This is a genomic window from Nocardioides panaciterrulae (genome assembly GCF_013409645.1).
In the GTDB taxonomy this organism is placed as follows: Bacteria; Actinomycetota; Actinomycetes; order Propionibacteriales; family Nocardioidaceae; genus Nocardioides; species Nocardioides panaciterrulae.
This window is the reverse complement of the sequence record NZ_JACCBG010000001.1, coordinates 1,322,858-1,335,458: the sequence shown is the minus strand read 5'-3', so window position 1 is coordinate 1,335,458 and position 12,601 is coordinate 1,322,858. Positions and strand designations below refer to the sequence as shown.

Here is a 12,601-nt window from a genome sequence, read left to right as displayed (position 1 = left end):
GTGACGGGAGCTGGGGCGGCAGAGGATCCGCGACGTCGGACGCCGCGCACCGACGCCGTGCTCGCCGACCCGGCGGTGGCCGCGGCCGCCGAGCGGCTGGGGCGCGCCCGCACCAAGGCGGTCGTGACCGCGGTGCTGGACGCCTGCCGGCGGGGTGAGGTCGCGCCCGAGGACGTCGTCGGCGCCGTCCGTGACGCGCTCCCGGCCGGTGCGTCCTCGCTGCGCCCGGTGATCAACGCGACCGGCGTGGTGGTGCACACCAATCTGGGTCGGGCGCCGCTGTCCGCCGCCGCCGTCGAGGCGCTGGCGGCGGCCGCCGGGACCACCGACGTCGAGCTCGACCTGGCGACCGGGAGCCGCGGGCGCCGGGGCGCGGGCGCGCTGGCCGCGCTGGCCGCGGCCGTCCCCGACGCCGGCGACGTGCACGTCGTGAACAACGGGGCCGCCGCGCTGGCGCTGGCCACCAGCGCCCTGGCCCACGTCGCCGACGGTCCGGGCCGGGAGGTCGTGGTGGCCCGGGGCGAGATGGTCGAGATCGGCGACGGGTTCCGGGTCCCCGACCTGGTCGAGTCCGCGGGCGCACGGCTGCGCGAGGTCGGCACCACCAACCGGGTGCACGCGCGGGACTACGCCGACGCGCTCGGCGAGCGGACCGCGTTCGTGCTCAAGGTGCACCCGTCGAACTTCCGGGTCGAGGGGTTCACCTCCAGCGTCGCCGTCGACGAGCTGGCCACCCTCGCCGCCGCGCGCGGCGTGCCGCTGGTCGTCGACATCGGCTCGGGGCTGCTCGCGCCGCATCCCCGGCTGCCCGAGGAGCCGGACGCGGCGACCGTGCTGCGCGCCGGGGCCGACCTGGTGACCGCCTCGGGCGACAAGCTGCTCGGCGGCCCCCAGGCCGGCCTGCTGCTCGGCCGCGCCGAGCTCGTGCACCGGCTGCGGCGCCACCCGCTGGCGCGGGCCCTGCGGGTCGACAAGCTGACGCTGGCGGCGCTGGAGGCGACGCTCAGCGGCCCGGCCACCCCGGTGGCGACCGCACTCGACGCCGAGCCGGGCGAGCTCCTCGCCCGGGCGGAACGGTTGGCCGCCGCGATCAACGCCGCCATCGACTCCGCCGTCAACCCTGCCGTGGCCGCGGCTCCGGAGCCGGCCCAGGAGCCGGCCTCCGGCGCACCCCGCAGGCGGAGCGCCGAGGCCGTGCGGTCCCAGGCGGCGGTCGGAGGCGGGGGCGCGCCGGGGGTGGTGCTGCCCAGCGCCGCCGTCGCCCTCGACGCCCGCCTGGCCGGGCCGCTGCGCGCCGGACGGGTCCCGGTGCTCGGGCGGGTCCACGAGGGGCGCCTGCTGCTGGACCTGGTGGCCGTGCCGGCCGAGCAGGACGACGCCCTGCTCGCCGCCGTTCTCGCCGCCCTGGGCGCGGCCGGTCCCGACCTGCCCGGCGCGGTGCCCGGCGCGGGGCGGCCCACGGACGGGACCCGCTGAGGTGCACGTCGTCGCCACCGCCGGCCACGTGGACCACGGCAAGTCCACGCTTGTCAGGGCGCTCACGGGCAGCGACCCGGACCGGCTCGAGGAGGAGCGGCGCCGCGGGCTGTCGATCGAGCTCGGCTACTGCTGGACCGAGCTGGTGGCGCCCGACGGCCGGAGCCTGGGCGACGTCGCCTTCGTCGACGTGCCGGGGCACTCCCGCTTCGTCTCCACCGCGCTGGCCGGCGTGGGCCCGGTGCCCGTCGCGATGCTCGTGGTCGCCGCCGACGACCCGTGGATGCCGCAGGCCGCCGAGCACCTCGCCGCGCTCGACGCGCTCGGCGTGCGGCACGGCGTGCTGGTGGTCACCAGGTCCGACCTCGCCGACCCGGCACCTGCCGTGGCGCGCGCCCGCGAGGAGCTGGCCCACACCGGGCTGCGCGACGCCCCGGCGGTCACCGTCAGCGGCCGCACCGGTGCCGGGCTGGACGATCTCCGGGCCGCGCTCGCCGGCGTGCTCGAGTCGGTCCCCCAGCCCGACCCGGAGGCCGCCGTACGACTCTGGATCGACCGGCGGTTCACCGTGCACGGCACCGGCACCGTGGTGACCGGCACCCTCCCGGCCGGCACCATCCGGGTCGGCGACACGCTGTGCGTGGGCGACGAGCCGGTGCGGGTCCGCGGCCTGGAGTCGCTGGGCCGCCCCGTCGAGTCCGTCCGGGGGGTGGCCAGGGTCGCCGTCGACCTCGGCGGCCGGGCGCCCGAGGCGATCAGCCGCGGCACCGTACTGGTCAGCCCCGACGCGTTCGAGGCCGTGACCACGCTCGACGTCCGGCTGACCGGGGACCTCACCCAGCGCCTGCCCGAACGGCCGGTGCTGCACGTCGGCGCGGCGATGACCACGGTGCGCGCGCGGCCGCTCGGCGACCGGCACGCGCGGCTGGCGCTGGAGCACCCGCTCCCGCTCCGGCTGGGCGACCGGGCGCTGCTGCGCGACCCCGGCAGCCGGACCGTGTGGGGGGTCCGGGTGCTCGACCCGGCGCCCCCGCCCCTCGGCCGCCGGGGCTCGGCCCGCACCCGCGCCGCCGCCCTCGCGTCGTACGACGGCGCCCTGGCCGGGCAGCTGGCCGCGCGCGGACTGGTGCGCGCCGACCTGCTGCGCCGCATCGGCGTGCCGACCGAGCCGCTCCCCGCGGGATCGGTGCGCGCGGGCGACTGGCTGCTCTCCCCCGAGCGCGCGGCCCGGCTGCGGGCGGACCTGGTCGCGGCGGTCGACCGACTCGCCACGCCGCTGCAGCCGGGCGTGACCCCGGCCGCGCTGGCCCACGAGCTCGACCTGCCCGACGCCGCCCTGGTGCCGCCGTTGGTCGCACCGCCGCTGCGGATCGAGGAGGCCCGGGTCCGACGGGACCGCGCACCCGGCCTGCCCCCGGCGCTGGCCCGTGCGGTCGAGGGCCTGGCCGCCGACCTGCGTGACGCTCCGTTCGCCGCCCCGGACGCCGGCCGGTTGGCGCAGCTCGGCCTGGACCCGAAGACGGTGGCCGCGCTGCACCGCACCGGCCACGTGCTGCGGGTGGCGGAGGGTGTGGTGCTGCTGCCCGGCGCCGACGAGGAGGCACGGGACGTGCTCCGCGGGCTGCCGCAGCCGTTCACGACCAGCCAGGCCCGTCAGGCGCTCGGCACCAGCCGCCGGGTGGCGCTGCCGCTGCTCGCCCACCTCGACCGGACCGGTCGCACGCTGCGGCTGCCCGACGACCGGCGGCAGGTCCGCGGCTGAGCGGTCGGGCTACGCCGGCGGCGGCCTTGGTGGCCGGTGGCCGCCCGAGGGCTACCCCTTCGCGGTTGAACATACATTTGTTCAACCGGCAGCGGCACCTCCCCCGGAGGGGCCCGGCAGGACGACATCGGTTCCGGCTGCCCGGGCGACCAGGCGCCCAAACGACCGGGCGGTCGGACGGTCGGGCTAGGTCATCACAGCCGCGCCGGGCCAAATTGGCGAGCGAGGTCGTCGAAGCCGCTGACGACGAGGTCCGGCTTCCGGAAGTACGACGGGTAGGGCGTCCCGGTCCGGTCGACCCAGCAGGTCCGTAGCCCGGCCCGCGCGGCTCCGTCGAGGTCCCAGGGGTGCACCGCGACCAGCATCGCGTCGGCGGGTGCGACGCCCATGACGTCGCAGCCGTAGGCGTAGGCGGCCGGGGCCGGCTTCCACACGCCGGCGTCCTCGACCGACAACATCGCCTCGACGTGCCCGTCCAGGCCGGCGCTGCCGAGCAGCTGCCTCGCGACCGTCGCCGCCCCGTTGCTCAGCGTGGCGACCCGCAGTCCGGCCGCGGCCAGGTCCGGCAGCCCCGAGCGGACGTCGGGGTGTACGTCCAGCGAGGTGAAGCTGCTCATCACGTGCTCGACAGCCTCCTCGAGCGGCCGGTCCAGCGTCAGGCCCGCGAGGTGACCGCGCAGGCAGTCGGCGCCGATCCGGGCGAACGGCGCCGAGACCCCGGCGACCGCGAGGGCGAAGCCGTCGCGCAGCACCCCGGCGAACCAGGTCCCCGCCAGCGCCGGAGGCGCCCCCACCTCCGCGAACCTGTCCTCCATCGGTCCGAGGTCGGAGACGGTCTCGTTGACGTCGAGCAGCAGCACGGCCGGGCGCGGGACGGTGGTGGTCATCCGGTCACTGTAGGCAGGCGTCCCAGGGTCACCGCTGCGCGCGGTCCAGGGTCACCGCTCCGCGCGGTCGCGGGCGCCGGCCTCGCCACGCAGGTCGGCGGTGGCGATCACCCGCTCGAGGTCGGTGGTCGAGAGCACGGCCACCGGTTCGTCGCCCGACGGGCCGCCCAGGACCACCCAGGAGGTGGGCGCCTCGCCGCGGTGCGCCACGCCCGGGGCGCCGAGGGCGGCGCTCACCCGCTGTGCGGCCTCGACGACCTCGTCCTCGGGGTGCAGCACCGGCAGCGCATCGGCCGGCACCATCAGCTCGCCGACCCGCACGTCGCCCCGGCGGTGCTCGGGGACCGCGCCGGCCCGGGCCAGCACCAGCGTGCCGAGGTAGCGGCCGTCGGCGACCACGGGGTAGGCCGGGTGGTGGCCCAGCTCGTCGAGGTGGGCCGCGAGGTCGGCGACCGTCCTGTCGGGGCGCAGGCACACCGGCGGCGCGGTCATCAGGTCCCGCACCCGCAGGCCCGTGAACGCCTGGGTCGCCCGCGCGGACATCACCTCCGCCCGGACCGCCTGCAGCAGGAACCAGCCGATCGCGACGAACCACACCCCGCCCACGGTGTCGCCGACCAGGGCCACCGCCACCCCCAGCGAGATCAGCATGATCGCGAAGACCCGGCCGGCGCCGGCCGCCCGGATCGTGGCCCGCTCCCGGTCCCCGGACCGCCGCCACAGCCACGAGTGCAGCAGCCGGCCACCGTCCAGGGGCAGCGCGGGCACCAGGTTGAAGACCAGGAGCAGCCCGTTGATCCGGGCCAGGTAGCCCAGCACCCCCACCCACGGGTCGGCCAGCCCGGCCACGTCGCCGACGAGGGCGAGCAGCCCGAAGAACAGCATCAGCACGAACGAGGCCAGCGGTCCCGCCGCGACGATCCGGAACTCCGCGCCGAAGCTGGGCACCGGCTCGTCGGCCTGGGACACGCCCCCGAAGAGGAACAGCGTGATGTCCTTGACGTGCACGCCCTCACGCATCGACTGCAGCGTGTGGCACAGCTCGTGGACCAGCAGCGAGGCGAACAGCAGCAGGGTGCCGACGGCCGCCATCGCGACGTACTCCCCGGCCGGGCGGCCCGGGTAGGCGTTCGGGAAGAGCACGGCCGCCAACGACCAGAAGACCAGGGCGACGATCGCGAGCCAGCTCCAGCCGATCCTGATCGGGACACCACGGACCCGGAAGACGACCACGCCCCCACGCTAGGAACGCGTGGGGGCGTGGACACGGGTCCACCGACACCACCGCGGGGACCTTGGGCCCGCGGCCGTCCAACCGCCGGTCAACCACCGGTCGAACCACCGGCCGGCCGCTGGTCGGTGCGGCCGCTGCTACGGCTGGAAGACGACCTTGATCGTGCCGTCCTGCTTCTTCTGGAAGTTGTCGTACGCCGTGGGTGCCTCGGCCAGCGGCACCCGGTGGGTGGCGAAGTCCTCGGTGCCCAGCGGATCGGCGTCGTCGGTCAGCAACGGCATGATGTCGTCCACCCACCGCTTGACGTTGGCCTGGCCCATCCGCAGCTGGAGCTGCTTGTCGAACATCGTGAGCATCGGCAGCGGGTCGGACTGGCCGCCGTAGACCCCGATCAGGGAGACGGTGCCGCCGCGCCGGACCGCGTCGATGGCGGTGTAGATCGCGGCCATCCGGTCCAGGCCGGCCTTGTTCATGATCGGGGCGGTGAGCCGCTTGGGCAGCGCGTTGAAGATCCGCTGGCCGAGCTCGGCGACCGGCGAGCCGTGCGCCTCCATGCCGACCGCGTCGATGACCGCGTCGGCGCCTCGGCCCTGGGTGCGCGAGCGCACCTCCTCGCCGACGTCGTCGACCTCACGCATGTCGAGCACCTCGACCCCGCGGCCCGCCGCCCGGGCCAGCCGCTCGGGGACCCGGTCGACCGCGAGCACCCGGTAGCCCTGGTGCCGCGCGATCCGGCAGGCCATCTCCCCGATGGGTCCGAGCCCGAGGACCAGCAGCGTGCCGTCCTTGGGGACGTCGGCGTAGACGAAGGACTGCCACGCGGTCGGCAGCACGTCGGAGAGGAACAGGAACCGATCGTCCGGCGGCCCCTCGGGCACCTTGATCGGCATGAACTGCGCCTGCGGGACCCGCAGGTACTCCGCCTGCGCGCCGGGCACCTCGCCGTAGAGCTTGCTGAAGCCGAAGAGCGCGGCGCCCATGCCCTGGTCGCGCACCTGGGTCGTCTCGCACTGGGTGTGCAGGCCCTGGGCGCACATCCAGCAGTGCCCGCAGCAGATCTGGAAGGGCACCACCACCCGGTCGCCGATCTTCAGGTCGCCGACCTCGGAGCCGACCTCCTCGACGATGCCCATGGGCTCGTGGCCCAGCACGTCGCCCTCCCCCATGAAGGGGCCCAGCGTCTCGTAGAGGTGCAGGTCCGAGCCGCACAGTCCGCTGGAGGTGATCCGGACGATCGCGTCGTTCGACTCCTTCAGGACCGGGTCGGGGACCTCTTCGACGCGGACGTCGCGTCGGCCGTGCCAGGTGACCGCCTTCATGCTCACTCCTCGGTGCCGGGAACGGTGGAGTGGGTCCGTACCCGGTCAGCCGGTGGGCATGTCCCCGCGGTGCCAGCGCGGATAGACGGTCAGCCGGCCCAGCAGCACGGCGAGCCCGGCCAGCACCACGCCGGCGCCGACGTCGGAGACGAAGTGCCAGCCGAGGTAGACGGTCGCGATCATCACCAGGACCAGGTAGACCGTCAGCGCCACCGACAGCCACCGGCGCCGGTAGTAGAGCATCATGAACAGCACCATGCAGGTGAAGCCCACGTGCAGGCTGGCGAAGGCCGAGATGCTCGCGAACGCGTCGGACGCGGACGGGTCGGCCAGCAGGTGCGCGCGCTGCGCGAGGTACTCCGCCTGGGTGCTGGTGATCGAGGTGTGCGGCAGCCCGGCGAACTCGCGCGGCGCGGAGGCGAACGGGCCCAGGGTCGGGATCAGGTAGTAGGAGCCGACCCCCAGCACCCAGACCCACAGGGAGGAGGCCAGGAACACGTAAGCCTCGCGGATCCGCGGGACGAACGCCAGCGAGCCCATCACCGACAGCGGCACCAGGTAGGTGAACGCCTTGTAGACGACCACCAGGACGTACGCCCAGGCGTGCGTGCCCAGCAGGTCGTGCAGCAGCACCGCCGGGCTGTGTCCCCCGAACAGGTCCCGGTCCCAGCGCAGCATCTGCTGGTCGCGGACGGTGTTGAAGGCGTCCCAGCTCTTCAGGTTGCGGTAGCAGATGTAGACCGCGTGGTAGGCGACCAGGCCGGCCAGCGCCAGCGCCAGCCGGCGGTTGGTCCAGCGGGCCCGCCAGACGGCGGGCAGGCCGCGGACCAACCGCGGGAGCGAGGCCTGCGGCCGCTTCGTGCGCCAGCCGCGCCAGGCCGCCTCGAGCACCGAGAGCACCGCCAGCAGCACGACCGCGCTGAGCAGGCGGCCGCGGAACATCTTCCCGTCCGGGTCGCGCAGCGGGATCCCGACGTGGTGGGACCACCAGGCGGTGATGACCGCGAAGACCACCACGATCACCCAGATGCCCGCCGCCCAGCGGACCCCGTCGGACTCCTCGGACCGGTGGCCGGAACCGGTGTCCGACGTCGTGGTGAGCGAGGTCGAGGAGGTCACGAGGCATCGTAACAACGCGATGAGTCGGCCTCCGGTAGGGCTTCGTGACACGATTTGTCCCAGAAACCGGACAGCACGGGACCAGACAGCACGGAACCAGACAGGGGGGTGCACATGGCGGCCAGCCAGCTGCTCACCCGCGAGCCGGCGGCGCCGGCGCCGGAGCGCCGACCGCTGGTGTCGCGCCACCCCGTGCTGGTGACCACGCTCGTCGCCGCCGCCCTGCACGTGCTCTGGTGGGCGCTGCTGGCCACCAGCGGCGGGGACATCGCCGCCCAGGACGCCTGGGCGGAGTTCGCGCGCGCCCATCCCGACAGCGCCTACAACCTCGCGTGGTACGGCGGCATGCACCCGGTGTCCTACAGCGTCCTGTCCCCCTACGTCATGGCGGTGCTGGGCGTCCGCCCCACGATGATGCTCGCCGGCACCGTCTCGTCGGGGCTGCTGGCGCTGCTGCTCGTGCGCAGCCGGGCCGTGGCCCGGCCGCTGTGGCCCGCGCTGTTCGGGGCGGCGGCGTTCGCGGGCAACGCGGTGTCGGGCCGGGTGACCTTCGGCCTGGGGCTGATGTTCGGCCTGGCGGCCGTCGCGGCGGTCTTCGTGTGGCCGCAGCGCTGGCGCACGCCGGCGGCCCGGCACCGGTGGCCGCGGGCCGCGGTCGTGGGCCTGCTCGCCGCCGCGGCGACCACCGGCAGCCCGGTCGCCGGGCTCTTCGTCGGCATCGTCGCGGCCGCGCTCTGGCTGGGGCGGCGCCGGGCGGCGTCGCTCGCGATCGGGCTGCCGCCCGTGGCGGTCGTCGCGCTGTCGGCCTGGCTGTTCCCGTTCTCGGGCCAGCAGCCGATGCCCTGGGCCTCGATGATCCTGCCGCTGGCCTTCGCGGCGGCGGTCTTCCTGCTCTCCCCCTCCTGGTGGCGCACCGTGCGCCTCGGCGCCGTGCTGTACGCCGTGGGCGTGGTCGCGGTGTGGGTGATCCCCTCCCAGATCGGCACCAACATCACCCGGCTGGGGCTGATCTTCGGCGGCGTGCTGGTGGTGGCGGTGGCCGTGCGGCGGCCGGCCGAGCCGTTGCGGGACCGGTGGCCGGCGGCCCTGCACGCCGACCCCCGCCGGGTCGCGGCGGTCCTGGCGGCGGCGGTGCTCACCTCGGCGATCTGGCAGGTCGCCACCGCCACCCGAGACGTGGTCGGTTCGCGCCCGGCCGCCGCCTGGACCGTCGACGTCCACCCGCTGCTGCGCCAGCTCGCGGCCCGGCACGCCGGCGACGCCCGGGTCGAGGTCGTCCCGGCGGCCAGCCACCGGGAGTCGTCCGCGCTGTCGCCGTACGTCAACCTGGCCCGCGGCTGGAACCGGCAGGCCGACGCCGAGCGCAACCCGCTGTTCTACGCCGACGGTGCGCTCACCCCCCGGTCCTACCGGCACTGGCTGCACCGGTGGGCGGTGCACTTCGTCGTGCTGTCCTCCGGCGAGCCGGACCAGGCGGGGCTGGCCGAGAACGCCCTGGTGGCCCGCGGCCTGCCGTACCTGCGCAAGGTGTGGTCCGACCCCAGCTGGAGCCTCTACGCGGTCCGCGAGCCGACGTCGCTGGTGCAGTCGCCGGCGGTGGTGACCTCGTTCGACGCCGCGGAGGTGGTGCTGTTCATGCCCCGCGCCGGCGACGTGCTGGTGCGGGTGCCGGACTCCCCCTGGCTCAGCCTCGTGGACCAGGCGGGCGAGCCGATCCCGGCCCCCGCCGCGACCACGCCCGGCGGCACGCCGGTCAACACCGACGGCTGCCTGAGCCAGGCCGAGCCGATGCGTCCCGACCACGCGGTGCAGTGGACGGTGCTGCACGCCCCGGCGGCGGGGACCTACCGGATCGCGGCGCCGTACAAGCTGCCCCGCGGCACCGCCTGCCCCGACGAGCTGCTCGGCACGTCCGGGTGACCCCGGGCGGCCCCAGGGTGAGCCGCGAGTGAGCCGGGCCCGCGCGGCCTACGCCGCGGGCCGGATGGGACGGAACGGCTGCAGGTCGTCGGCGCCGGGGCGGACCACGCCCCACGACGACTCGGGGACCTCGTGCCACGCGTCGGGCAGGTCCCGCAGCGGCTCGGAGACCACCAGGCGGCTCTCGTCGCCGAGCTCGCGCAGCACCTCCAGCTCCGGGTGCAGGGCCCGCAGCTCGGCCACGCCGGTGGAGTAGAACAGCGATCGGGTGCGGCCCGCGGTCGAGTAGCGGAAGCACCACATCGAGGAGCCGTCGGTGGTGGCCACGGTCATCTGCACCGGGTCGGCCACCCCGTGCCGTGCGGCGACGTCCTCGACCAGCCCCACGGTGCGCTCGACCGCGCGCACCGGGTCCTCGGCCAGCCCGAAGGACAGGGCCAGGAAGAACAGCGTCTCGGAGTCGGTGGACCCCTCGAGGTCCGAGAAGAGCGCCGGCTCGATGGCCAGCACCAGGTCCCGCTTGAGCAGGCCGAAGTCGGCGATCGAGCCATTGTGCATCCACAACCACTGGTCGTGCCGGAACGGGTGGCAGTTGCTGCGCTGGACCGCCGAGCCGGTCGAGGCGCGCACGTGGTCGAAGAAGAGCCGGGTGCTGACCTGGCCGGCCAGCTCCCGCAGGTTCCGGTCGTTCCACGCCGGGTCGATGCTCTTGAACACCGCCGGGCGCGGCCCGTCGCCGTACCAGCCGATCCCGAACCCGTCACCGTTGGTGGTGGTCGCGCCCAGCCGCGAGTGCAGGCTCTGGTCGATCAGCGAGTGCTGCGGCCGGAACAGCAGCTCCTCGACGGGCAACGGGTCACCGAAGTAGGCCATCCACCGACACATGCGACCACGCAACCGCGAGGACGGGACGGCGGCATCATCCCGCGAGGACGATCCGCGCACGGCGGCCGGATCCCTAGCGTGGGAACCGTCAGCATCGCCTGAGGACACCGAGGAGATGGAGCCGTGACCGCGACCGAGACCGAGATCCACGGACCCGTGGACTTCGCGCTGCTGGAGTTCCCCCGCGACCGCCTCACCGGCGAGGCCGCGCAGGCCCTGATGGACCTCGTGGACGCCGGGACGATCCGCCTCTACGATCTCGTGGTCCTGGCCAAGGACGACGACGGGGGCGTCGAGGTGCTCGAGCTGACCGACCCGGCCGGGCCGGCGGCGGGGTTCTCGTACTTCGCCGGCGCCCGGTCCGGCCTCCTGGGCGACGACGACGTCGCCGAGGCCGCCGGCGCCATGGACAGCGGCACCGTCGCGGCGCTGCTGATCTATGAGAACACCTGGGCGGCCCCCTTCGTGGCCGCCGCCCGGCGCAGCGGCGGTGAGCTGATCGCGAGCGCCCGGATCCCGGCGACCGACGTGATCGCCGCCGTGAACGCTCTCGACGCCAGCGCCTGACCCGCACCCGAGGAGGACCGCCATGCCCGGACTCGTCCGAGGAGTCGCCCGAACGGCCGTGGTCGCCGGCACCGCGACCGCCGTCAGCGGCCGGGTGCAGCGCCGGCAGGCCGAACGCTTCGCCGGACGCGACGCCCAGATCGCCGCCGAACGCCAGCAGGCCTACGAGCAGCAGGCCTACCAGCAGGCACCGCCACCGCCACCGCCGCAGGCGCCCGGGCCGGACCTGGTCCAGCAGCTCAAGGACCTCGCTGCCCTGCGCGACCAGGGCGTCCTCACCGAGGAGGAGTTCGCCCAGCAGAAGGCCCGGATCCTCCAGGCGTGAGCGCGAGCTCGCCGAGTGCGATCATGAGCGACGACGTCATCGTGCGCGCCACGGGGGTGCACAAGACGTACGACACCGGACGGGTGCAGGTCGCGGCCCTCAACGGCGTCGACCTGGAGCTGCGGCGCGGCGAGATGGTCGCGGTCATGGGGCCGAGCGGCTGCGGCAAGACCACGTTGCTGAACTGTCTGTCCGGCATCGACGAGATCGACTCCGGCCAGGTGCTCATCGAGGGCGTCAGCCTGGCCGACCTGCGCGACCGCGCACGTACCCGCTACCGCGCGGAGCGGATGGGCTTCGTCTTCCAGTTCTACAACCTGATGCCGGTGCTCTCGGCCGTCGAGAACGTGGAGATGGCGCTCCTGCTCGCCGGACGGCGGCCCGCCGAGGCGCGTCGCCGGTCGCTCGAGGCGCTGGGGCTGGTCGGGCTCGCGGACCGCGCCGACCACGTGCCCGAGGAGATGTCCGGCGGCGAGCGGCAACGGGTCACCATCGCCCGTGCCCTGGTCAACGACCCGGCCATCGTCTGGGCCGACGAGCCGACCGGCGATCTCGACAGCGAGACCGCCGACGACGTCACCACGCTGATGCGGCGGCTCAACCGCGAGCGGGGGCTGACGTTCCTCATCGTCACCCACGACATCGCGGTGGGACGCCGCACCGACCGGATCCTGCGGATGCTCGACGGCCAGGTCGTCGACGAGCAGGTCACGGACGCGCGCTTCAGTGAGGAACCGGCGAGGGAGGAACCGGCGAGGGAGGACCAGGGTGTACGCGCGAGTCACGCAGATTGAGATCGACACGATGCGCATCGACACGAGTACGGCGGTGCGGCTCTACGAGGACGAGGTCGTCCCCGAGCTGAGACGTCAGCCCGGGTACGCCGGCGTGCTGGTGCTGGCCAACCCTGAGGGCACCGGCGCCGTGGTCACGTTCTGGGACACCGCCGAGGCCGCGGAGACCGCCGGCGGCACCGGCTTCTACGCCGAGGTGCTCGAGAAGTTCACGACGATCTTCCGGTCCCCGCCGGGACGCGGGCGCTACGAGGTCGCGTTCGCCGAGCTGCCCACGGCGGGCGTACCGGCGCCCCACCCGTGAGCACGCTCT

General features: G+C 74.9%; 12 protein-coding genes. 7 read left to right on the top strand and 5 right to left on the bottom strand.

Features of this window, described 5'->3' with window-relative positions; genetic code table 11:
• Both selA and selB read left to right on the top strand, forming a co-directional pair.
• Complete coding sequence (gene selA / locus BJZ21_RS06255; protein WP_343051988.1) at positions 1 to 1,476, top strand: L-seryl-tRNA(Sec) selenium transferase; 1,476 nt, start codon at positions 1 to 3, stop codon at positions 1,474 to 1,476.
• A gap of 1 nt (position 1,477) precedes the next feature.
• Positions 1,478 to 3,238 carry a SelB domain-containing protein gene (gene selB / locus BJZ21_RS21685; RefSeq protein ID WP_179662957.1) on the top strand — a complete coding sequence of 587 codons (1,761 nt, stop codon included), beginning with the start codon at positions 1,478 to 1,480 and terminating at the stop codon, positions 3,236 to 3,238.
• 194 nt (positions 3,239 to 3,432) lie between these two features.
• Here selB and BJZ21_RS06245 read toward each other — a convergent pair whose 3' ends face one another.
• From BJZ21_RS06245 to BJZ21_RS21680, 4 genes are all read right to left on the bottom strand, one after another.
• The gene (locus BJZ21_RS06245; RefSeq protein WP_179662956.1) at positions 3,433 to 4,125 is read right to left on the bottom strand and encodes a haloacid dehalogenase type II; all 693 of its coding nucleotides are present in this window, start codon (positions 4,123 to 4,125) and stop codon (positions 3,433 to 3,435) included.
• Positions 4,126 to 4,176: 51 nt separating this feature from the next.
• Positions 4,177 to 5,358: a site-2 protease family protein gene (locus tag BJZ21_RS06240; RefSeq protein ID WP_179662955.1), complete on the bottom strand. Its 1,182-nt coding sequence runs from the start codon at positions 5,356 to 5,358 to the stop codon at positions 4,177 to 4,179.
• A gap of 138 nt (positions 5,359 to 5,496) precedes the next feature.
• Positions 5,497 to 6,678: a zinc-dependent alcohol dehydrogenase gene (locus BJZ21_RS06235; protein ID WP_179662954.1), complete on the bottom strand. Its 1,182-nt coding sequence runs from the start codon at positions 6,676 to 6,678 to the stop codon at positions 5,497 to 5,499.
• Between the two features lie 45 nt (positions 6,679 to 6,723).
• Positions 6,724 to 7,797, bottom strand: coding sequence for a phosphatase PAP2 family protein (locus tag BJZ21_RS21680; RefSeq protein WP_179662953.1), 1,074 nt, complete (start codon positions 7,795 to 7,797; stop codon positions 6,724 to 6,726).
• A gap of 114 nt (positions 7,798 to 7,911) precedes the next feature.
• Between BJZ21_RS21680 and BJZ21_RS06225 the strand changes: the two genes are divergently transcribed.
• A complete protein-coding gene (locus BJZ21_RS06225) occupies positions 7,912 to 9,717 on the top strand; it encodes an MFS transporter (protein WP_218851342.1) in 1,806 nt (601 codons plus the stop codon).
• Positions 9,718 to 9,765: 48 nt separating this feature from the next.
• Here the strand turns inward: BJZ21_RS06225 and BJZ21_RS06220 are convergent, their stop codons facing one another.
• Entirely contained in the window at positions 9,766 to 10,602 is an 837-nt protein-coding gene (locus tag BJZ21_RS06220) for a class II glutamine amidotransferase (RefSeq protein ID WP_218851337.1), read from the bottom strand.
• Positions 10,603 to 10,725: 123 nt separating this feature from the next.
• Between BJZ21_RS06220 and BJZ21_RS06215 the strand changes: the two genes are divergently transcribed.
• Genes BJZ21_RS06215 through BJZ21_RS06200 form a run of 4 tightly spaced genes read left to right on the top strand, consistent with a single transcriptional unit; the run spans position 10,726 to position 12,592 of the window.
• Positions 10,726 to 11,169, top strand: coding sequence for a DUF6325 family protein (locus BJZ21_RS06215; protein WP_179662952.1), 444 nt, complete (start codon positions 10,726 to 10,728; stop codon positions 11,167 to 11,169).
• A 22-nt stretch (positions 11,170 to 11,191) separates the two neighbouring features.
• On the top strand, positions 11,192 to 11,494 hold the full coding sequence (locus tag BJZ21_RS06210) for an SHOCT domain-containing protein (protein ID WP_179662951.1): 303 nt from the start codon (positions 11,192 to 11,194) through the stop codon (positions 11,492 to 11,494).
• Positions 11,495 to 11,517: 23 nt separating this feature from the next.
• Complete coding sequence (locus BJZ21_RS06205; RefSeq protein ID WP_179662950.1) at positions 11,518 to 12,288, top strand: ABC transporter ATP-binding protein; 771 nt, start codon at positions 11,518 to 11,520, stop codon at positions 12,286 to 12,288.
• 10 nt (positions 12,289 to 12,298) lie between these two features.
• Positions 12,299 to 12,592, top strand: a complete 294-nt coding sequence (locus BJZ21_RS06200; RefSeq protein ID WP_179662949.1) for a hypothetical protein — start codon at positions 12,299 to 12,301, stop codon at positions 12,590 to 12,592.
• Positions 12,593 to 12,601: the final 9 nt, after the last annotated feature.